Origin of the sequence: Deferribacter abyssi (assembly GCF_049472655.1) — a bacterium.
Classification (GTDB): domain Bacteria; phylum Chrysiogenota; class Deferribacteres; order Deferribacterales; family Deferribacteraceae; genus Deferribacter; species Deferribacter abyssi.
The window spans coordinates 37,755-58,677 of the sequence record NZ_JAQNCS010000014.1; the positions used below are offsets into that span (position 1 = coordinate 37,755).

At 29.8% G+C, this 20,923-nt stretch carries 20 protein-coding genes, 1 tRNA gene and 1 pseudogene; 21 read left to right on the forward strand and 1 reads right to left on the reverse strand.

All coding sequences use genetic code 11. From position 1 onward, the window contains the following. The first annotated feature begins 150 nt into the window (after positions 1 to 150). The 13 genes and pseudogenes from OWK30_RS08625 to OWK30_RS08685 form a co-directional block, all read left to right on the forward strand. Positions 151 to 1,287, forward strand: coding sequence for a sensor histidine kinase (locus OWK30_RS08625; protein ID WP_423325577.1), 1,137 nt, complete (start codon positions 151 to 153; stop codon positions 1,285 to 1,287). Then, positions 1,268 to 2,602, forward strand: a complete 1,335-nt coding sequence (locus tag OWK30_RS08630) for a sigma-54-dependent transcriptional regulator (protein WP_423325579.1) — start codon at positions 1,268 to 1,270, stop codon at positions 2,600 to 2,602. Before OWK30_RS08625 ends, OWK30_RS08630 begins: the two co-directional genes overlap by 20 nt. A gap of 280 nt (positions 2,603 to 2,882) precedes the next feature. Then, positions 2,883 to 3,779 carry a hypothetical protein gene (locus OWK30_RS08635; protein WP_423325581.1) on the forward strand — a complete coding sequence of 299 codons (897 nt, stop codon included), beginning with the start codon at positions 2,883 to 2,885 and terminating at the stop codon, positions 3,777 to 3,779. Positions 3,780 to 3,795: 16 nt separating this feature from the next. Further along, positions 3,796 to 5,763, forward strand: a complete 1,968-nt coding sequence (locus OWK30_RS08640) for a heme lyase CcmF/NrfE family subunit (RefSeq protein ID WP_423325583.1) — start codon at positions 3,796 to 3,798, stop codon at positions 5,761 to 5,763. 9 nt (positions 5,764 to 5,772) lie between these two features. Continuing rightward, entirely contained in the window at positions 5,773 to 6,249 is a 477-nt protein-coding gene (locus tag OWK30_RS08645; protein WP_423325585.1) for a cytochrome c-type biogenesis protein, read from the forward strand. 14 nt (positions 6,250 to 6,263) lie between these two features. After that, positions 6,264 to 6,623: a hypothetical protein gene (locus tag OWK30_RS08650; RefSeq protein ID WP_423325587.1), complete on the forward strand. Its 360-nt coding sequence runs from the start codon at positions 6,264 to 6,266 to the stop codon at positions 6,621 to 6,623. Continuing rightward, on the forward strand, positions 6,620 to 7,561 hold the full coding sequence (locus OWK30_RS08655) for a hypothetical protein (protein ID WP_423325589.1): 942 nt from the start codon (positions 6,620 to 6,622) through the stop codon (positions 7,559 to 7,561). Before OWK30_RS08650 ends, OWK30_RS08655 begins: the two co-directional genes overlap by 4 nt. Before the next feature lie 15 nt (positions 7,562 to 7,576). Next, positions 7,577 to 8,098 carry a hypothetical protein gene (locus tag OWK30_RS08660; protein WP_423325591.1) on the forward strand — a complete coding sequence of 174 codons (522 nt, stop codon included), beginning with the start codon at positions 7,577 to 7,579 and terminating at the stop codon, positions 8,096 to 8,098. A gap of 13 nt (positions 8,099 to 8,111) precedes the next feature. Continuing rightward, positions 8,112 to 8,708: a Fe-S-containing protein gene (locus OWK30_RS08665; RefSeq protein WP_423325593.1), complete on the forward strand. Its 597-nt coding sequence runs from the start codon at positions 8,112 to 8,114 to the stop codon at positions 8,706 to 8,708. A gap of 14 nt (positions 8,709 to 8,722) precedes the next feature. Further along, positions 8,723 to 9,844: an ABC transporter permease gene (locus OWK30_RS08670; RefSeq protein ID WP_423325595.1), complete on the forward strand. Its 1,122-nt coding sequence runs from the start codon at positions 8,723 to 8,725 to the stop codon at positions 9,842 to 9,844. A gap of 14 nt (positions 9,845 to 9,858) precedes the next feature. Then, positions 9,859 to 10,572 (forward strand): ABC transporter ATP-binding protein, encoded by a 714-nt coding sequence (locus tag OWK30_RS08675; RefSeq protein WP_423325597.1) that lies wholly within the window; start codon positions 9,859 to 9,861, stop codon positions 10,570 to 10,572. Between the two features lie 44 nt (positions 10,573 to 10,616). After that, on the forward strand, positions 10,617 to 11,777 hold the full coding sequence (locus OWK30_RS08680; RefSeq protein ID WP_423325599.1) for an ABC transporter permease: 1,161 nt from the start codon (positions 10,617 to 10,619) through the stop codon (positions 11,775 to 11,777). Between the two features lie 34 nt (positions 11,778 to 11,811). After that, a pseudogene (locus OWK30_RS08685) lies at positions 11,812 to 11,937 on the forward strand (IS256 family transposase); the annotation flags it as partial. 62 nt (positions 11,938 to 11,999) lie between these two features. Here the strand turns inward: OWK30_RS08685 and OWK30_RS08690 are convergent. Then, positions 12,000 to 12,938, reverse strand: a complete 939-nt coding sequence (locus OWK30_RS08690; protein ID WP_423325601.1) for an ABC transporter ATP-binding protein — start codon at positions 12,936 to 12,938, stop codon at positions 12,000 to 12,002. A 135-nt stretch (positions 12,939 to 13,073) separates the two neighbouring features. On the opposite strand from OWK30_RS08690, the gene OWK30_RS08695 reads away from it, so the two are divergent. The 8 genes from OWK30_RS08695 to OWK30_RS08730 all read left to right on the forward strand — a co-directional run bounded on the left by OWK30_RS08695 (position 13,074) and on the right by OWK30_RS08730 (position 20,892). Then, positions 13,074 to 13,640: a hypothetical protein gene (locus OWK30_RS08695; protein ID WP_423325603.1), complete on the forward strand. Its 567-nt coding sequence runs from the start codon at positions 13,074 to 13,076 to the stop codon at positions 13,638 to 13,640. Then, positions 13,627 to 15,345 (forward strand): DNA primase, encoded by a 1,719-nt coding sequence (gene dnaG / locus OWK30_RS08700; RefSeq protein WP_423325605.1) that lies wholly within the window; start codon positions 13,627 to 13,629, stop codon positions 15,343 to 15,345. Before OWK30_RS08695 ends, dnaG begins: the two co-directional genes overlap by 14 nt. After that, a complete protein-coding gene (gene rpoD / locus OWK30_RS08705) occupies positions 15,342 to 17,144 on the forward strand; it encodes an RNA polymerase sigma factor RpoD (protein WP_423325607.1) in 1,803 nt (600 codons plus the stop codon). Before dnaG ends, rpoD begins: the two co-directional genes overlap by 4 nt. A gap of 237 nt (positions 17,145 to 17,381) precedes the next feature. Next, a tRNA-Ile gene (locus tag OWK30_RS08710) sits at positions 17,382 to 17,455 on the forward strand. A gap of 20 nt (positions 17,456 to 17,475) precedes the next feature. Continuing rightward, positions 17,476 to 18,597, forward strand: a complete 1,122-nt coding sequence (locus OWK30_RS08715; protein WP_423325609.1) for a Nif3-like dinuclear metal center hexameric protein — start codon at positions 17,476 to 17,478, stop codon at positions 18,595 to 18,597. Then, positions 18,587 to 19,300 (forward strand): zinc ribbon domain-containing protein, encoded by a 714-nt coding sequence (locus OWK30_RS08720; RefSeq protein WP_423325611.1) that lies wholly within the window; start codon positions 18,587 to 18,589, stop codon positions 19,298 to 19,300. The genes OWK30_RS08715 and OWK30_RS08720 overlap by 11 nt, the downstream gene beginning before the upstream one ends. Continuing rightward, positions 19,290 to 19,715 carry a ribonuclease HI family protein gene (locus OWK30_RS08725; RefSeq protein ID WP_423325613.1) on the forward strand — a complete coding sequence of 142 codons (426 nt, stop codon included), beginning with the start codon at positions 19,290 to 19,292 and terminating at the stop codon, positions 19,713 to 19,715. The genes OWK30_RS08720 and OWK30_RS08725 overlap by 11 nt, the downstream gene beginning before the upstream one ends. Further along, positions 19,693 to 20,892: a DNA-binding transcriptional response regulator gene (locus OWK30_RS08730; protein ID WP_423325615.1), complete on the forward strand. Its 1,200-nt coding sequence runs from the start codon at positions 19,693 to 19,695 to the stop codon at positions 20,890 to 20,892. The genes OWK30_RS08725 and OWK30_RS08730 overlap by 23 nt, the downstream gene beginning before the upstream one ends. Positions 20,893 to 20,923: the final 31 nt, after the last annotated feature.

Sequence of the window (20,923 nt, forward strand, 5' to 3'; positions counted from 1 at the left end):
AATACATAAAAGTAAAAAGTTTGTATATTACATGATATTTCAAAAATGAAGTGACTTAAGGTAAAAAAATTCTTGTTTTTGAATTTTTCTTTGTTTATGTTATCTTAACAATATAAATAAAGCATTATTAATAATATCTTATTTTGTACGATGATTAGTAAAATTGACATAAAAAAGCTTTATATACCTGGTGGGTATGTTTCTTTAATATTTGCTTTTATTGGTACAGCCGTTGTTAGCTATTTTCACTTTAACGTACCTAATGGTTTGAATTTGGTTCATTTCGTTCACTACTATTTCTTCTATCTTATTGTTATTTATGCAGCGGCGAAGTTTGGAATTTTAGGTGGAGTTGCTTTTTCATTATTACTTTCAGTAATCTATAATTTGGATGTTTATTTAAACCTGTTTCATCTACCTCATTATTTGATTAGGCCATTTATTGAGATACTGATGATTTATACTGTTGGTCTGTTTACTGGAGTTTTATCTCAAAAGCTCTACAATGAAAATTTAAAGCTTCAAAAGCTGACAGAGGAGCTAAAAGAATCTTTAGAACTTTTGAGGAAGAGGACAGAGGAAAAAATAAAGATGGAAAGAGAAATTGCTAAAAGTGATAGGCTAAGAGTGCTTGGGCAGTTAAGTGCAGGGATTGCTCATGAGGTTAGAAATCCTTTAGCAGCAATAAAAACTGCCACAAACATGCTTAAAAATGGTAAATATAGGGAAGATATTATAAATATTATAATTAAAGAAATTGATAGGTTAAACGAGTTTATAGAAAGGTTTTTGCAGTATGCTAAATTTAGCAAACGATATAGTGAAAAAATTTATGTTAAGGCGTTTATTGATGAATTGATGGAGTTTGTGAAGCTGATAAACAAGGATTATCGCAATGTGATAGTAAATACGGAGATACTGATCGGTGAGAATATATTTATTCGAGGAGATTTAAACTATTTAAAGCAGGCTTTTATAAATATTTTCTCAAATTCATTTGAAGAATTAAAAGGTGTCGATGAGGCACGAATAGATTTTTACGTTAGAAGTGAAAATGGTAAAATAAAGTTTATTATTAAGGATAATGGAAAAGGGTTTGAGACTGACAATATTGAAAAAATTTTTGAACCTTTTTACACAACAAAAAGTGATGGTACGGGGCTTGGATTGACGATTACATATAAAATAGTTAAGGAGCATGGTGGTGTGATTACAGCAGCTAATGAAAATGGTGCCAAAATCACAATAGAGTTAGAGGGTTTTGAAAATGAAAATTCTGTTAATTGAAGATAATATGTCACTGGCCACTTTAATGAAAATGATGCTTGAGGATGCCGGATTTGAAGTTGTTCATAAAGCTGATGGGCTTGATGGGGTTAAGGTGTTTGAAAAAGAAGAATTTGATCTGGTAATTACAGATATCAGATTGCCAGGGGTGGATGGTTACACTATATTGGAAAAAGTGAAGTCTAAGAATGCTGATATTCCTATTATAATTATAACAGCTTATGGAAACATACCAGATGCTGTTAAGGCCATTAAATCTGGAGCTTACGATTACATTACAAAACCATTTGATAATGAAGAGTTTTTAATCACAGTGGAGAAAGCTGCCAATTATAAAAGGTTAAAAGATGAAAATGTGAAGTTAAAAGAATTTTTAAAAAGCTCGTTCAATACTGAAATAATTGGTAGAAGTAGTGCCATAAAACAGGTTTTGGATTTGGTAAAAACTGTTGCCCCAACAAATGCTCCTGTATTGATTATGGGTGAAAGTGGAACAGGTAAGGAGCTGATAGCAAAAAGAATTCACTTGTTTAGCAACAGAGCTGATAAGCCTTTTGTCGCAATTAACTGTGCAGCTATCCCTGAAAATTTATTTGAAAGTGAGCTTTTTGGACATAAAAAGGGGGCTTTTACTGGAGCTCATAAGGATAAGAAGGGTAGGATTACAGAAGCAAACAACGGTACCATTTTTCTGGATGAAATCGGAGAGATGCCTCTTAATGTTCAGGCAAAGCTTTTAAGATTTTTGCAGGAAGGAGAGATAGAGCCAGTGGGGGAAACAAAAACTGTTAAGGTCAATGTAAGAGTAGTGGCAGCGACAAATAAAGATCTAAAATCCCTTGTTGATAAGGGGAGTTTTAGGGAGGATCTGTATTATAGATTGAATGTATTTCCTATAAATCTTCCAGCTTTAAGGGAGAGAAAAGAGGATATACCTGAGCTTATTGATTATTTTAAGGTAAAGTATGGATTTAAGAATATTAAAATTACTGATGAAGCGTTAAAAAAGCTCAGAAATTATGAATGGCCAGGAAATATTAGAGAACTTGAAAATCTTATATACAGACTATGTATAATGGCACAGGATGGAGTTATTACCGAAGATCTTTTACCTTCTGAAATTAGCGAAAATATCATAAAGTGTTTTGATTTAAACTTGCCAGAAGATAAGCTTGATTTACATGAACTAGAGAAGTCAATTATTATGAAAGTCCTAGATAAATTCAAGGGAAATAAGAGCAAAGCAGCTGATTATTTATGTGTTCCAAGACATGTTCTTTTGTATAGACTTGAAAAGTTTAATATACAAAATTAAATTTTAAAGTGATCTTAATACTATCGAGGTTTATTTTTAAGTGCAACTCAAACGCAAGAAAATTTGAAAGTGTTTCAAGATACACGTGTTAATTTTTCATGACATTAATAAAAATATTGTTTGAAAATATCTTGTAGAATATTCTACAATAACGATCCTTGGTATATAGAATATTCTACACAACTCTTCTGCACTTTCTAAAAATATCCTTAATTATCAAATAATCATAATTTTGGCATAAAGGTTGTATAAAGTAATAAAAAACTTATTGGAGGTTTAGATGAAAATAACAGAAGGCTTATTTAGAAAAATGTTGATCTTGATATTTGTTTTGAGCAGCGTAAGTGCATTTGCAAAATCTATGTCGATGAAACAGTTATACTATTCAATATGGCCAGAATATGACAAACCTTCAGTTTTGGTTATTTATTCTGGAACATTCATCAATGATACTGGCAACCCTTTCAATGGTGAGCTTACTTATTATGCTCCAAAGGGTGCAAAGATTAACATGGTATGTGAAACGGAAAACGGGATGCTCTGTCTGAGATATATTGTGGAAGACATGGGTGATTATATAAAAATTACGTGGAGACCTTCAAGGGTTGTTAATCCAGGAGAAGAATTTCCTGTGATGTTTGAATATTATATTGATTATTTGAACCTCAAGGAGAGCAACAGAAGTTTTAATCATGTGTTTAGAGCTGCTTTTCCAATTAAAAATATGACAGTTGAAGTTAAACAACCTATTGAATCTACTCAATTTGAAATGACACCAAAGCCACAGTGGAATCAAGTGGATGGGGATTTTACAAATTATTATTTGAATCTAAAAGATGTTAAGGAAAATGAAAAGATTGCTTTTAAAATTAGCTACGTAAGAAATACTGCTGAGCCTTCAATTAAAAATAAAAATTTTAACAACCAAAATGGGGCTAATGCAGCAAAAATCTCAGCTGATAAGATGATTATGCTTTTGATAATCGTTTTTGGTGTAATTTTAGCACTTGTAGTTGCTTATATGTTAAAAGGAGATTCTTCTAAAAATTCTTCAAAACCAAAACACAAAAATAAGAGCATAAAAGAGGAAAAGAGAAAACTTAGAAAACTATTTTTAGATGGAAAGATAAGTGAGGAGACATATAAAGAGTTGTTAAAAGAGATAGAAGGTAATTAGGTTGCTGGAGGATAAAATGACTTTTATTGGTAATGGTTCATTGGTTTTGGCTTTAATATTGTGTGTATATACTTTTATATGCTTTGTCCTTGGGATTGAAAATAAAAACTCAAAGCTTTTGCTTAGTGGTAGAGGTGCAGCCATGTCGGTTGCTTTTTTGACTTCTGTTGCTTCAATAATATTTATTTACTTTTTAATGACAGGCAATTTTCAAGTAAAATATGTTTATCAATACACAAGCAAAGATCTTCCTATTTTTTATAAATTTGCGGCGTTTTGGGCGGGAAATGCAGGTTCTTTATTACTTTGGACACTGCTTCTCTCAATTTATACAGCCGTAGTTTCCTTTTCTTTGAGGAAAGTTTTTAACAAATATGTGGCTTATGCAGTAATTGTGTTGGTGATGATTAATATATATTTCCTGGGTATATCTACCTTTGTGACAAATCCATTTGAGTTGTTACCTGTAAAGCCGGATGATGGAAGTGGTTTAAATCCTTTATTACAGAACCCTGGTATGGTTTTTCATCCATTAACGTTGTATCTGGGGTATGTTGGCTTTACTGTACCATTTGCTTTTGCTATGTCAGCACTAATTACAAAGAAGGTTGATGACTGGTGGATAAAAACAACTAGAAGATGGACTGTTTGGGCCTGGTTGTTTTTAAGTCTTGGCAATTTATTTGGAGCTCAGTGGGCTTATGTTGAGCTTGGCTGGGGTGGATATTGGGCATGGGATCCTGTTGAAAACTCTTCTTTTATGCCATGGTTGACTGCTACTGCTTTTGTACACTCTATAATCATTCAAGAAAGAAAAAATATGCTGAAAGTATGGAATATGTTTTTAATCGTAGCCACATATCTTCTGACAATATTTGGTACATTCTTGACAAGAAGCGGAGTTTATGCATCTATTCACTCTTTTTCTGATTCATCTTTAGGTATAATTTTTCTTGGATACATTATAGTGGTTGGTTTGTTTTCCGTAGGGTTAATTTTCAGTCGGTTAAAACTTTTAAAAGAGCAACGTTCATTTGAATCTTATATTTCTAAAGAGAGTAGTTTTCTATTTAACAATCTTCTACTGGTGGGTGGTGCATTTGCGGTATTTTGGGGGACAAACTTTCCTATCATATCAGAGGCCATTCGTGGTGTGAAGGTTGCTGTGAGTGTGCCTTGGTACAATCAGGTTATGAGTCCTATACTTTTGGGTGTCATTTTACTCGTTGGTATTTGTCCATTGATAGCATGGCATAAATCTTCTTTTGAAAATTTTGAGAATAATTTTCTGATTCCCACAATGATCAGTCTAATTTTCGCTGCTTTAGGATATTACTTCCTTTTTTCTAAAAAGCTATACGCTACAATAGGATTTACCATATCATTTTTTGCACTTATTACCACTTTGCAAGAATTTATAAAAGGGATTAGAGTTAGGAGAAGGGTGGTCAATGAAGGATACTTTATTTCACTGTGGCGTTTGATTTCTAAAAATAGAAGAAGATACGGAGGTTACATCGTTCATATTGGTACAATTTTGATTGCTGTGGGAATAATTGGTTCAAATGCGTATGTGGTTGAAAAAGAGGTGAGAGTAAAAATAGGTGATAAAATTACCGTTAAAGATTACATTTTGCAGTTCAATGGACTTGATATGGTAAAAGAAGGTGATAATAGCGTTGTTTTTGCCAAGCTGAGTGTTGAAAAAAACGGTAAAAGGATAGGGGTTGTAAAGCCTGAGAAAATATTTTATGAATCATGGGATCAACCCTCCACCGAAGTTGCTATTTATTCTACTTTACTGGAAGACCTTTATGTTGTGTTGGAAGGATGGATAGAAAATGGCAGGTTTGTTGACTTAAAAATTAATATTAATCCATTGATTGTTTGGATCTGGATTGGTGGCTATATCTTGATTATTGGTTCTATTATAGCCCTTTGGCCAGGTAAGGGTAGTAAGTTAAATCCAAAATATATAATGTGAGAGTGTGATATGAAAAAAGTACACATATTTATTATTTTATATCTGGTTTTCAGTAATCAGTTAGTGTTTGCAGCAGATAGAGGGTTTGATTATGCCCTTTATAAAAGGATTGAGGCAAATCTTATGTGTACCGATGGATGTGGAATGTATTTGAAAGCCTGTTCGAATAATACAGCAGAAGAGATGAGAAAGATGATAATAAAACTTTTAATGGAAGGAAAGAGTGAAAAAGAGATTTATGCATACATGATAAATGTTTATGGCGAGGAAGTAATGGCTGCTCCTCCTGTGAGTAGCTCATTTAATATTTTAGCATGGATTATTCCATTTATAGGATTGTTAGGTGGAGTACTGATAATATACATTGCGCTTGATAGATGGGTTTTTAATAGACAGGTGAGAAAGGAGCCTGATGTAGAAATAGATGAAATTACTAAAGCTGAATATGAGTTTATTCTTGATGAAGAAATAAAGAAGCATTTTTAAACTGGGGGTGTCAAATGATTTATTTTATAGCATTTATTATTTTTTCAATACCTTTGCTATTAGTTATTAAGCCAATTATTTTGAACGAAACACTAATTTTTTTAAATATGGAAGATGAAGAAGGGACAATGACCATAGAAGAAAAGAAAAAGTCAGTTTTTAACACCTTAGCAGAGATTGAATTTGATTATCAAATGAATAAGTTGTCTGAGAGAGATTATAAGAGATTGAGTGATCATTATAGGAAGAAAGCAGTTTTGATTTTAAAAGAAGAAGAGTTATTGTTTGATAATGATGATATAAACTTAATGATTACATCAATTGATGATGAAATAGAAAAATATAAAAAAGAAAAAATAAGGAAGCAACAATGAGATATATTAAAGGAGTGTATATTTTTCTATTTTTAATTTTTGTGACATTAAATGGTTATACTTATAAAATTACTAATGTAGATAGAAGTGTAAAATTAAATGCTTTACATCTGTACCTTACGCCTGTTTCTCAGGATAGTATTTCGATAACTTACCGGTTCATTGTGAATTATTATGGGGATAAGTCAGAAACGAAAGAAATTGTTGTGTCTATTCCAGAAAACAGCGGTCATTTTGAATTTTTGGAGGGGGTTAATAAACAGGATGTAAAAATTACAGACAGTGAGATGGTGATCAAAACAACATTAAAGTCAGGGGAAAATAATATTGTTATCAGGATGTTGAAACTTTTAGATTTGCCACATTTTAACTATAAATTAAGGCTAAATTATTATTCAGAAAATATATACATCGTGACTCCACCTGAAGGTATTTCGGTTAAAGGTGAAAATTTATATGAAGGAAAAGTTATAAAAGTTCAAAACAGTAAAATTAAATATTACTATTATCCCAAGTTGTATCCTAATATGGAAGTTAGCTTTTTTGTTAGTTTGCAGAAAGAAGCATCAACCTCTAAAATAGCGAATTCTTATCACCCTAAGTTTCACAGTGCTGCTCATATTCGTTTTTGGAGACAATCTCCATTTAGAGGAATAAACCCTCACCTTTTTTTAATGATTATTGTCACATTGCCAATTTTTTTGATTGTTTATGTAACTTATACGAAAAGAAAAAGAGCATCAATGGAGGATGAAGATTTTAAAGAATTATTAATGAAGTTAAACATGAGAAAACAATCACTGTTGGAAGAGATTGTAAAACTTGATAGAGAGTTTGAGAATGGACAACTTGATGAGAAAACCTATCGTAACATGAGAAATAAGGCAAAAGAAAGACTGGCTCAGATAAAAATGAAAATGGAGAAATTAAAAATTTAAAGGTTTTAAAAGAGGATGTTTAAGAAAGATTTTTTTAGCATGCAAAAACTTGGTATAGAGGATGTGCTGTTTATAAGCGCTATTGCTTTGTTTATCGTTATTTCTTTTTTCAAAGTTAATGATTTTTTGCTTGTGAACAGAGTTCCAAGGTATTTTTCAAATATGAAATTAAAGAATCTTATTTTCGGTGACGATGCATTAAAAAAAATTTCACTACTATTTGGAAACCATGACTTTCAGAAAAATGCATATATAGCAGAGTATGAGGGTGAAAACACTAAAGTGACTGTAATCTGTGCAGAGTTTGAAAGTAGAGATCAATTATTTGATTTTGCTAAAAGGTTAATCTCAAGACTTCATATAGGATGGGGCAATTTAAATGATACAGGTGAAATAAGATGGGTAAAGCGGGAGATGTTTTATGGTAAAAGTTTATATTTTTACATATTTACCAAAAAAAATAAGATTTTTTTGTTGACCTCAAATAGACCCATTGGTTCAGGCGGTCTCAACGAGAGCTATCAGATATTTGAATAAAACGAGGTGTGTTATGAAAAACAGAGATGAATTAAAAGAGAAGTTGATGAATGATGAGGTAAGATATAGAGGACCGAATAAAATTATAATATTTATGTTTGTATTCATAGCAATAGTTGGTATTGGTGCCTTTGTTATTAATGCTAAAAAGGACTCTGTGCCTATAAAAAGATATTCAGGTGGAAATTATAATATTGGCAAGTCAATGAACTATAAAGGTAAAGAGATAAATATGACAGATATTTCAAATAACGTAGAAAATGGTAAAGTGATTTTAGATTTGAGTCAGGTTATCAAACATAGAATCGTTTACACTGAGTATCAAAATAAAAAGCTGAAGAAAACCGTTCCTTTGGCTGTATTCATTACACCATCTGGCAGAATTGTTGTTGTAATTTCGATGTGTGAACCTTGCCGTTCTCAGCGTTTTAGGATTAGAGATAACATTCTTGTATGTGAAACATGTGGTACAAGGTGGTTTTTGAATGATTTAAGAGGAATTTCTGGTGGTTGTGTAAACTATCCTCCAGAGGAAATCCCATACAAGGTTGATAATGGGAAAGTTTATATTGATGAAAATATTGTGAAGAACTGGACTTTAAGAATTTAAATTGGAGTTATTTGATGAGGAATGATCATATAGCTGTCAGAAATTTGGTTAATAAAAAATATAAGACAGTTTATCTGATTCTAGGGATATCATTTTCAATTGCTATTATAGTTTGCCTGTTTCTTTTAAATCGCTCAATGGAAAAAATGCTGGCAGATAGCTATGATGCAATTGGTTCTAATATGGTTGTTACTTTGAAAAAAAATGTTGTAGGAAAAGATGCTTTGACAGTAGATGACATCATTAAAATCAATTCCGTTGAATATCGTCAAAATATTGCTGTGATTGCTCCTAAATTGATAGAGAAGGTTAAGATAAGAAACAATGATGTGATAGCTGTGGGGGTTGATTTTCCTGCTGAGTTGAATTTGAAAAAAAAATGGTGGAAATTTAAGGGATCAAAACCTTACAGGAGTGATGATTTGCTTCTAGGTAGCAAGGTAGCTAAAAAATTATCTGTGAATATTGGAAACAAATTGGAAATCTTGGGTAAAAAATTTACCGTCAGAGCAATTTTAAAGAAAACAGGGACAGATGATGATAATGTGATTTTTGTAAACTTGCTTACATTGCAGGAACTCTTGCATAAAGAAGGGGTGTTGTCTTTGATAGAGGTTTCGGCATACTGTTATACCTGTCCAATTGAAAGTATATCTGCTCAAATTAGACAGAAGCTACCTTACGCCAATGTAAAAATCATTTCCAGTATTTTGGAACAGAGAAAACAAACGGTTGAGAAATTTGAAGTATTTTCCAAAGTTATTACTGCATTTACTTTTATTACAATGATTACCTTTGTGTCTGTGGTCATGTTCTCCTCTATAATGGAAAGATTAAAAGAGATAGGAATTTTCAGAACCATCGGATTTAGAAAATCTGATGTTGCCGAGATATTTTTCACAGAGTCAATTATTGTTGGGTTTATAGGTGGTACTATTGGATATCTACTTGGTTTTTTACTGGCAAAAATTGCTGATCTAAAGTTGTTTACGGAGTTTAATCTGAATGTTGATTTTAGCTTTATACTATTTGGCATAGTAGTAATAATCTCTGTTTTTATTGCAATTATATCTACTTTGATACCTGCAATTAAGGCTGCTAATACTGATCCAATAAAAACGTTAAATTTTGTGTAACGAAGGAGTTGAATATGAGTTTTATTAAAGGTAAAGAGCTTGTGAAAATTTACAAAGGATTTGACTATGAGTTTACTGCTTTGAAAAGTGTTAGTTTTGAAATCGATGAGGGTGATTTTGTTGCTGTGGTTGGTCCGTCAGGTTCAGGTAAAAGCACATTGCTCAGTATAATTGGTTCTCTAAATCCTCCTTTTTCAGGTGTGCTAAAGATAGATAATATTGATATTTATAAACTTTCAAATGAGAAAAGAGCTGATTTCAGATCACATTATCTTGGTTTTGTATTTCAGCAATACAATCTGATATCGTATCTGACAGCAATTGAAAATGTCATGTTGCCTCTTTCTATCAAGAAAATCTCTCATGCAAAACAAAAAGAAATGGCACTTGCGGCTCTTGAAAAAGTTGGTTTGAGAGAAAAGGCTGATAGGATGCCTTCTGAGCTTTCTGGTGGTGAGCAACAGCGTGTTGCTATTGCCAGGGCAATAGTTCATGAGCCACCTTTGATTTTAGCGGATGAGCCGACTGGTAATTTGGATACAAAAAATAGTGGTGAGATAATGAAACTATTTACTAGTTTAAACAGTGAGGGTCTGACTATTATATTTGTTACTCATAATATTGAAAATTTGAGATTTGCAAAAAAGGTAATTTATATGAGGGACGGGAAAATTGAGAAAATTGAAAATTCAGATAACGTAGAAGTAGGCTTTTGTATAGTATCATGATGCTAGCATTATAAATATGTGAAAATCTTAGAAAGAGGTGTTTTGTGAGTTTGATTGAAATAATTTTCAGAATGTGGACAAAGCAGAAAACAAGATTATTATTTTTAATCTTTGCTGTGGTAATACCAGCTTCTATTATTATCACACTTTACTGGATTATTAATATTGTAAAAGATGATATTGAAACATACATAGAGAATACCGGTGTTGACATAGTTGTTAAACCTCAAGAAGATATTACATTGAATTATAATGGGTATAGTCTAGCTGGTGATAATGGCAAAATAAAATATTTTTCATTAGAATCTGTCAAAAAAGTCAATGACTCTAAGTATAAATCAAAATTTTTAGCTGTTTTACCTGAACTTACATTTAATCTTGTTTACAATGGCAAGGTGATTAAAATATATGGGATTCAATTAGATAATATAACAAAAATGCGTTTATCATTATCAGGAAGACTGCCTATGTCTATTGAAGAAGTGGTTGTTGGTAATAATATAGCTTCTGAACAATTTATTAATGTTGGGAAAAAAATTTTACTTGGTGGCGAAGAATTCCTGGTTTCTGGTATTTTAAATCCTTATGGAAATACTTATGATAATGCAATTATAATGGACTTGAAAAAGGCTAATTTATTATTAAACCGTTATAGCAGTATAAATAAAATTTTGATTAAGATGCCTTATTCTGCGTTTGAAAAAGGGATATATAATGAAGTTATAGATGAGTTAAAATCTTTATTCGGTAAAAATTTTGATGTATTCCTTGTTAATGATGATAATATCATAAAGCTTAACAGCATAAGAAATGTTATTTTCTTTTTGCATTTAGTATCTGTAATTATAATTATTTTTAGTCTACTATCGATTTCAAATTATATGATGAATTCTGTAAAACTCAGGACTAAAGAAATAGGGATTTTGAGATCAATTGGCTACAAGTCACGCCACATAATATGTTTGATTTTAGTGGAAATTATTTTTATTTGTGTGCTGGGTGTTGTTATTAGTTTTGGACTAAGTTCTTTATTAACATTTGTTATAGTTAAATATTTTGTAGGTGCTAATTTCCGTTTTGTATTTGATATAAAAGAGATAATGTTTTTTATGTTGGGGATTTTTTCTGTAAGTATGATTTCTGGTTTGTTGCCGGCTAAAAAAGCAGCAGAAACTGATCCTGTAAATGCACTAAACTTTTTTTAGTTCATGTTTAAATCTTTTTTAAAAATTCTTATACACTACCGAGAAGCTTGGAGAAATAGAGAGAGAAGTACATTGTTCAATCAATGATGACAGTAAAAATGGTTATTATTCACGCAATTTTGATACTCTTTTTGGAAAAATAGAAGGTGTAAAAATACCGATAGTGTCAATTTTCATGGAAAATGAGAAAAATTTTTTGAAAAATAAGTTTTTTAGAGGTGGCTAATTATCTAGAGGATAAAAACACTTCAAGTTATCTTTAAAAACGGGTTTTTGTTTTGAACAGTTTTCTCTTTTTCTGTCACATCTCTTATAAAATATGCATGCATTATCGTATAATTTGCTGTTTTGTTCAATTGTTCCAGGGATTGAGTATAAATATTCTTCTTTATGCTCAATATTTGGGACGCTTTTTTTGAGCGCATAAGTATATGGGTGTTTTATTTTATTTTGCTGTAGATTTTTTTTTGTAATAAGTTCCATTGTTTCCCCAGAGTATAATATTAGTATTTTATCTGATATCATTTCTAAAAGAGATAAATCATGAGATATAAAGATTATTGTTAAACCTTTATCTTTTTTCAATTTCAAAAGCAAACGTATGATTTTTGTTTGAGTGGTTACATCAAGAGCTGTAGTAGGTTCATCTGCAATCAATACTTCTGGGTCACTTGAAAGCGCCAAGGCAATCATTACCCTTTGATTCATTCCTCCACTCAAATTAAAAGGGTAACTTTTAAGCCTTTTCTCAGGCAAATCGATCTCGACTTCTCTTAATAAATTTATGGCAATATTACGTGCAGTTTTTTCATTACATTTTTTATGAATTTTTATAGTTTCAATCAACTGTTCACCAATCGTTAATACAGGATTTAGTGATGCTGTTGGATTTTGAAATATCATGGAGATTTTTTTTCCTCTAATTTCTCTAAAATCCTTGGCAGTTTTTAATTCTTTGTTTTTAAATAATATTTTTCCACCTTTCTTTTTTAAAGGAGATTTAATTAATCCAAGTAGAGTTTTTGCAAGGACAGATTTACCTGATCCTGATTCACCTGCAATACCAAATAATTCTCCTTTGTTTACACATAGAGATATATTTTTTAAAATATGAATATTTGTTTTTTCTAACTGAACATGTAGGTTTTCAATTTTTAACATGTAAAAATATTAATTGAAAAATTAGTTATTGTCTATAAAATATTACTATGAGGTCATATATAGATACTCTATAAATGATGGATAAACTATTACTTTAAATTCTTGTTTGATAATGTTTGGATTGACTATAAAATCATGAAATTAAGCTGTCTGATTTTAGGGGATTTTTTGTTTGGGGAAACTCTTTATGAAGATTATTTAGGCTTTCTCAAGAATCATTTTGAAATATATTATAATTGTGATTTAAAATTTCCTGATTTAATAATAGGTTGGGGTAGTGGATGTTTTACTTTACTTGAAAATATTAACAAATTAAATGATAAGGTGTTAATGTTAATTTCTCCGTATCTTGATTTTGATATGTTTTTTAAATGGATATATAATGATAATAATTGGAGAAAAAAGTATTTGTTTTTATCTGGTATTGATAATGAAAGGTATTTGAAAGTTGATATTGATTATTCTTTTTTATTGGGTAAAAAATTATTTTTATCAGAAATGAATTTATATAATAATAAAACTTATATTATTTATGGTAATGAAAATAAATTAGTACCCATAGAATATGGGTTAAAGCTTGGTTTATTATTGAATGGAACATCATTTCATCTCATTGAAGATGCAGGTTTTTCACCATTTTATGATAAGTGTGATGAATTTAGAAAAATTGTAGAAGAGTTTGTAATAAATGAAAATTTCTGAAAACAGTATTTCCATTATTTTGGAGCAGGTAAATATTTTAGATATTATATCTGAATATGTAGAGTTGAAAAAAACTGGGAAAAACTACAGAGGATTGTGTCCTTTTCATACTGAGAAAACACCCTCGTTTTATGTGTCTGAAGATAAAGGTGTTTTTCATTGTTTTGGTTGTGGTGTTTCTGGAAATGCTATTAGTTTTGTAATGAAATATCATGGTTATGATTTTATTGATGCAATAAAGTATTTAGGTGATAAATATGGTATCAATATTGAAATGGGAGTAGTAAAACCTATTATAAACGATTTATATTCTCTTCATCAGGAAATTAGTTTATTTGCGAAGAAAGAAATCTTACTTTCAAAAGATGATCGCATTAAGAAATTTCTCAAACAAAGGAAATTAAGTCTAGACTTGATTGATGAGTTTGATATAGGTTTTATCGGTGATATTAATTTTGAATCTATATTAAAAAAGTACGATAGAGAAGTAATTTTAAAATCTGGGCTTTTTTACGAAAAAAATGGTTCTTATTTTTTTAAATTAAAAAATCGTATACTTTTTACGATTCACAGTCTTACTGATAAAGTTATTGCTTTTTCTGGTAGAGTGTTGGATGGCAGTTTGCCAAAATATATTAACTCACCAGAAACAGATATTTTTTCAAAAAGAAAAATATTATACAACTTAAATAGAGCAAAACATTATATAAAGGGTGAAGTGAGGAAAATTTATGTTGTTGAAGGATACTTTGATGTAATTAGAATGTGGGAATTTGGTTTTAAAAATTGTGTTTCAACTATGGGAACTTCGCTTACTGAAGATCATGCTGCAATTTTGAAGCGTTATGCTGATGAGGTTGTTTTATTGTTTGACGGTGATGAAGCAGGAAGGAAAGCAGCTATAAGATCTCTCGATGTTTTTTTGAAAAATAGTTTTGTTCCTAATGTATTATTTTTACCTAATGGTGAGGATCCTGATACATTTTTATTGAAAAACGGTAAGGATGCTTTTATCAATTTTGAAAGATCTAAAAAAGATTTATTTAAGTTATTTATAAAAAATGCTTCGAAAAGGTGCAGGGATAATTATAATCTAAAATCTAAATATTTATCTGACCTTTCTAGGAAATTAGCATTAATTAATGACAATTATTTAAAAGAGATGTACTTAAAAGAAATTTCCAGTATATTTTATGTTGACTACGATTCTTTAAAAAAAGGGGTTGATTTTTCTCTTGCAAAGAAAATCTTAAATAAAAGTGAAAGAAAAGTAAAATATATATGTGAGTATGATTTTATATCATCTTTATTTAGTTTACCTGAAGATATTTTGTTTGAACTTATTACTGATATTGATGAGAATTATTTTTTTGATGAGAAAATGAAAAAAGTTTTTAGAAAAATAGTTGAATTTTTAAATAAAAATGTTAATATTTGCGTCCTTGTGGATGACCCAGAAGTTGGTGATTTTCTATCTGAATTATTGTTAAAAGAGCGAAGCTATAAAGATGATTATTATAGCGCTCTTTTAAACAAGTATAAAATATGTATAAATTATTTAAAAAGAATAAAAAAAGAGAAACAAAAATTGCTTAAAATGTCAAAAGATAATCATAAAAAAATTGAAATTATCAATGAGATTAATGATATAATAGAAAAACAAAAAGAATATGAGAAGAGATTACTGGAGGTTCAGTTTTTATGAGTAAAAAAATTAAAATTCCTGAAGTAAAACAATTGATTGCGTTAGGGAAAGAGAAAGGTTTTTTAACCGTTGATGAAATAAATGAAACACTTCCACAACAAATTTTAACCCCTGAATTTTTAGATGAGATTTTTATGTTACTTGCTCAGCTTAAAATAGATGTGATTGATACTAAGAATAAAAAAGGGACAATTATTACTGATATTGATTTAGAAGAAGAAGAGGATGAACTAGAATTTACCGAAGGGATTGAATTAGATAAAACAGAAGAAGGGGTAGCGGTAGATGATCCAGTTAGACTTTATTTGAGAGAAATGGGGAATATTCCATTATTAAGTAGAGAAGAAGAAGTTGAAGTTGCAAAGAGAATAGAAGAAGGTCAAAAGAAAGTTATAAGAAGCGTATTATTATTCCCTTCAACGGCTACAAAAATTATGGAAATTGCTGAGAATATTAAAGATGGTACAATGAAATTGAAAGATATTATTGATATAGATGAAGATCTGGATTATGACGAAGATTTTGATTTTGATGATATGGATGAGGAAGAATTACAAATATTAAAAAATGAAAAAGAAAAACAAATTAAAGAAGACTTTATAAGTGTTCTTACTGATATCGCAGAAAGGCTTAGGCAAAACATAAAACTTACGAAGAAATTGAAGTCTGATAGTGTTACGATTGATAATATCTTGAGCATTAAGGATCAAATTAATAAAACAGTAGATGAGATTACTGAAAAGTTTATTGAAATTAAAGTCAATTATAAAAAAATAATGCAAATAGCTAATGAAATTAAGGAAATTTATGATGATATAAACTATTGTGAAAAAGATATTATGAAATTTTTAAATATAATAGGAATTAAAGATATTGAGGATGTATCATTAATAAGTGAAGAAAATGTAATTAAAAAGATTGGAGATTCTCCATTCAATATAAGAGATAAGAAGAAATTAGAAGAAAAATTTGGAGAACTGAAAAATAAATTGGATGGCTATTATAAGAAGCTTGGTTTTACTAAGAATGAATTAGAAGTTATTTATAATAGTTTGTTGGAAGGGGAGTATGAAGCAGAAAAAGCCAAATCAGAATTAATTGAAGCAAATTTAAGATTGGTTGTAAGTATTGCTAAGAAATATACAAACAGAGGTCTGCAGTTTCTAGACCTAATTCAGGAAGGTAATATTGGGTTGATGAAAGCTGTTGAAAAGTTTGAGTACAGGAGAGGATATAAGTTTTCAACTTATGCTACTTGGTGGATCAGGCAATCTATTACAAGAGCTATAGCTGATCAAGCAAGAACAATTCGTATACCAGTACATATGATTGAAACTATAAATAAAATGATTAGAACAATTAGACAACTTCAGGTAGAATTAGGAAAGGAGCCAACTCCTGATGAAATTGCTGAGAAAATGGATATTCCTGTAGAAAAGGTTAAAAAAGTATTAAAAATTGCAAAAGAGCCAGTTTCTCTTGAAACCCCTATTGGTGAAGATGAAGATAGTAGTCTTGGTGATTTTATTGAAGATCAATCAGCTAAAAACCCTCTCGATGAAGTGGTTTATCAAAAGTTGAAAGAGCATACGAGAACAATACTAGATACTTTAACCCCAAGAGAGGCAAGTGTTTTAAGGCTTAGATTTGGGATAGACTGTGATTCTGATCATACACTTGAAGAGGTTGGAAGAAGATTTAATGTTACAAGAGAAAGAATTAGGCAGATTGAAGCTAAGGCGCTGAGGAAGCTTAGACATCCAACTAGAAGTAGAATACTAAAAACATTTTTAGAGTAATAAAAACTGGAGTCACCTCATTTTTTATTACTAGTCTAATTTACGCATATATTTCAAATAGTTACATGTTATTGTTTATGGAAAAACATTTTCTTTATCCTCGCAAAACAACCGGTTTTGCTCCGATGCAATTTTCCATAAACAACTTCAAACAAGTTTTTACAAAAAATGGGGTGATTTCATTAATAAAAGCGGTTGACAAAGAAAAAAAAATTACTATTATACACTACGCTTCATGGGCCAATAGCTCAGTTGGCTAGAGCCACCGGCTCATAACCGGTAGGTCCCAGGTTCGATTCCTGGTTGGCCCATTTTTTTTCTTGAGTGATGAATGGAGATTAAAACTAAAAATATCATAGATTTCTTTGAAAGAGAGTTTAGTTCTAAAAATAGAGAATATGAATGGGATTCTAATGGAATACAATTATTAGTACATGATAAGAAGATTTCAAAGATAGTATTTGCATTAGATCCCACAGATGATTCGATAGATTATGCCATAAAAATGGGGTGTGAGTTATTAGTAACTCATCACCCCTTTTTTTTTCGTCCTATTAAGCATATAGATTTTTCAACTGTGATTGGTAATAAAATTGTAAAATGTATAAGAAATGAATTAAATCTATTGAGTTATCACACAGTGTTAGACAGAGCTGATTATAGTTTGAATGATTTTATTGCTGATAAGCTAGGAGCTGAAGTTATTTCTGGATTTACAGATTTTAGGCAAGAGTCATATTACAAATTCGTAGTTTATGTTCCTAAAGGTTATGAAACTAAGATAATTGATGCAATAGATGTTGCAGGTGGTGGTAAAATTGGAAACTATTCTAAATGTACGTTTTATGCAGAAGGTACAGGTACATTTCTACCAGGTGAAAATACAAATCCTTTTTTAGGAAAAGTAGGTGAACTTGAAGAAGTGAATGAATATAAGCTTGAAACAATTGTAAAAGGAAAATATTTACAAAAGTTAATCAATAATGTTTTATCTGTTCATCCTTATGAAGAAGTAGCTTATGATGTTTATAAACTAGAAATGGGTGAAGAGTATTCTTTGGGGAGAATTTGTAGGTTTAAGAGTGAGATTACGTTAGATGAATTTTTTAATATGTTATCTGAAAAATTGAATATTGAAAATATTAGATATAATTACATGTTTGGCAATAAAAAGTTTGATAAGTTTGCAATTGTTACTGGTAGTGGTGCTTCATTATGGAAGGATTGTATTAAACATGGAGTAACTGTATTACTGACTGGTGATATGAAATACCATGATGCTTTGGATGCTAGTGAACATGGTGTTACAATTGTTGATATTGGACATTTTGAAAGTGAAATGCTTTTTATGAAACATATTGCTGATATTATAGCAAGTAGGTTTTCAATAGAGACGTTGTATTATGAAAATAAATGTAAAATAAAAAATTGGAGGCGCAATAATGCTAGATGAATTGGTTAATTTAATTGAGTTACAAAAGATTGACAACAGAATAGCAGAAATTGAAACTTCGTTAGCGAATATTCCTGCATATTTAAGAGAAAGTATGGAACATTTTGAAACATTAGAAGAAAAGTTTTTGGAAGCAAAAAATGAGTATGAAAAGAATTTAAGAGAAAAAGAACTTGTTGAAAAAGAATATAATGAAAATAAAACTCTTTTAGAAAAAGCACAGAAAAAATTATCTACTGTGAAGAATAGTAAAGAGTATGAGGCTGTTTTAAAAGAACTAGATATTTTAAAGAAAAATGTGAATGAGGGTGAATTAAAACTAGTAGAATTAAATGAAAAAATTGAAGAGTATGAGAAAAACATTGAAGAAATGACTAAAAAATATGAAGAATCTAAGAGAAAAGTTGAAGATGATAAAAAGAAGAGAGATGAAGAGAATTCTGAACTAATTAAAGAACTTAAAGATCTTGAACTCAAAAGAGAAGAACAGGTTAAAAAAATAAAAAAGCCAATCTTGTCAAAATACGAAAGAATTAGAAAAGCAAGAAATAACCTTGCAATTGTAAGAATAATAGATGAAACATGCACTGGATGCTATATGAAAGTGCCACCTCAACTTTTTGTTGAAGTTAAGAAGAATGTTCATATTCAACAGTGTCCAAATTGCCAAAGATTCTTATACTTTAAAGAAGATGCAGATTAAAAAAGCAATACTAAATGTTTATTCAGATGGTGCGTCAAGTGGTAATCCTGGCCCTTCAGGGATTGGCTATGTTATAGAGGATGCTGAAGGTAATATTATTTTTAAATATTCTGAATTTATTGGAAATACAACAAACAACGTAGCTGAATATACAGCTTTATTGAAAGCCATAGAAAAAACTATAGAATTAACTCCAAAAAAAGTTAGGTTTTATTCAGATTCAGAGCTTTTGGTAAAACAGTTGAAGGGTGAATATAAAGTAAAAAGTAAGAATTTGATAGGTTTGTATCAAGCTGTAGTATCTAAACTATCTCTTTTAAATTATGATATCGTTCATATCAAAAGAGATAATAATAAGCTGGCGGATAATTTGGCAAAGAGTGCTATAAAGAATGGAATCCGTAGTTTTACTTAGTAAAAATAAAGAAAATTTAAGATTACTGTCGTCTATTTGTAAAGAATATAACTATCTTTATTTTTATATTGATTCTGTGAAAGATGCAAAAAAGTTTCTGTTAAATGAAAAGATCACAGTAGTTGTTTTGGAATCAGGTTTTATTTCAAGCCCTATTGCATTTTTACAAACATTAAGAAATTTTGGTTGTAATGCTTCTTTTGTATATATTGGAAATGGAGATAGAAGTGAGGTTAGGCTTTTCTTAAAAAATGGTTTTTATGATTATTTAAGTAGTGATTTTAAAAAACAAGAATTGGTGAGTACCATTGAAGAAGCTATTGAGAATAAATATGCTTTTGAAAACATTAGGAGTCTTGCAAAAGAACTTGAAAAGAGCAATGAAGAACTTATTCAAAGAACAAAAGAATTAGAAATTGAAAAAATACATTTAAAGGAGATTATCAATATCTTGAAACTTATTGATAATTTTGTGAGAGACTTAAACAAATCGGATTTTGAAAAGATTTCTGATGTGATTGATTCTTACATAAGTGTTAGGTTTCAAGATAAATTTTATATAATAACGAAATATTATGATGAAAGTGGAGAAGATATCAGTGTTACGAATATTCCAGATAAACTTGCAAACTTTGATGCTTTGTTTAAAAGCATTAATTTAAAAAGGTTAAGCAACGTTGAATCTAAAGGTAAAATTGTAATTGAATTAGATAAAGAATATCATTTTTTGGTTTATCCTATTTGGTATAAAGAAGAGTATTTTGGTTCCATTCTAATTGAAGATTATATGATCGCAGAATATGATGATTTTTATTTAACACTTATTTCAGAACACTTAGCGTTATATATTTTTAATAGAAAGTTGTTAATAGATTTGCAAGAAACTAGAGATAAATTATTAGAAACTGAACGTCAAAAAATGCTATTAAATCTAGCTGTTAGTTTGAACCATATAATAAATAATAATTTATTGGGGATTTCGTTGAATTTTGAATATATAAAAAAGTTTTGCAGTAGTGATAATAATGAACTAAATAGATCTTTTGATATTATTGAGAAAAATATAGATACAATAAAAAAAGTTGTTGAGAAATTACAGAAGGTAAAGGATTTTAAGACGGAAGAATATCTACCTGGTATTAAGATGTTAAAATTAAATGAGGAAAATGAAAATTAGTTTAAGAATTGTTTTTACTATCCGATTATAA

Coding starts and splice junctions, on each gene's coding strand:
- OWK30_RS08645 (WP_423325585.1), top strand. CDS start 5,773: ATGAAAAAAGTACACATATTTATTATTTTATATCTGGTTTTCAGTAAT.
- OWK30_RS08635 (WP_423325581.1), top strand. CDS start 2,883: ATGAAAATAACAGAAGGCTTATTTAGAAAAATGTTGATCTTGATATTT.
- OWK30_RS08690 (WP_423325601.1), bottom strand. CDS start 12,938: ATGTTAAAAATTGAAAACCTACATGTTCAGTTAGAAAAAACAAATATT.
- OWK30_RS08695 (WP_423325603.1), top strand. CDS start 13,074: ATGAAATTAAGCTGTCTGATTTTAGGGGATTTTTTGTTTGGGGAAACT.
- OWK30_RS08730 (WP_423325615.1), top strand. CDS start 19,693: ATGGAATCCGTAGTTTTACTTAGTAAAAATAAAGAAAATTTAAGATTA.
- OWK30_RS08715 (WP_423325609.1), top strand. CDS start 17,476: ATGGAGATTAAAACTAAAAATATCATAGATTTCTTTGAAAGAGAGTTT.
- OWK30_RS08650 (WP_423325587.1), top strand. CDS start 6,264: ATGATTTATTTTATAGCATTTATTATTTTTTCAATACCTTTGCTATTA.
- OWK30_RS08670 (WP_423325595.1), top strand. CDS start 8,723: ATGAGGAATGATCATATAGCTGTCAGAAATTTGGTTAATAAAAAATAT.
- OWK30_RS08675 (WP_423325597.1), top strand. CDS start 9,859: ATGAGTTTTATTAAAGGTAAAGAGCTTGTGAAAATTTACAAAGGATTT.
- rpoD (WP_423325607.1), top strand. CDS start 15,342: ATGAGTAAAAAAATTAAAATTCCTGAAGTAAAACAATTGATTGCGTTA.
- OWK30_RS08640 (WP_423325583.1), top strand. CDS start 3,796: ATGACTTTTATTGGTAATGGTTCATTGGTTTTGGCTTTAATATTGTGT.
- OWK30_RS08655 (WP_423325589.1), top strand. CDS start 6,620: ATGAGATATATTAAAGGAGTGTATATTTTTCTATTTTTAATTTTTGTG.
- dnaG (WP_423325605.1), top strand. CDS start 13,627: ATGAAAATTTCTGAAAACAGTATTTCCATTATTTTGGAGCAGGTAAAT.
- OWK30_RS08625 (WP_423325577.1), top strand. CDS start 151: ATGATTAGTAAAATTGACATAAAAAAGCTTTATATACCTGGTGGGTAT.
- OWK30_RS08630 (WP_423325579.1), top strand. CDS start 1,268: ATGAAAATTCTGTTAATTGAAGATAATATGTCACTGGCCACTTTAATG.
- OWK30_RS08720 (WP_423325611.1), top strand. CDS start 18,587: ATGCTAGATGAATTGGTTAATTTAATTGAGTTACAAAAGATTGACAAC.
- OWK30_RS08665 (WP_423325593.1), top strand. CDS start 8,112: ATGAAAAACAGAGATGAATTAAAAGAGAAGTTGATGAATGATGAGGTA.
- OWK30_RS08660 (WP_423325591.1), top strand. CDS start 7,577: ATGTTTAAGAAAGATTTTTTTAGCATGCAAAAACTTGGTATAGAGGAT.
- OWK30_RS08725 (WP_423325613.1), top strand. CDS start 19,290: ATGCAGATTAAAAAAGCAATACTAAATGTTTATTCAGATGGTGCGTCA.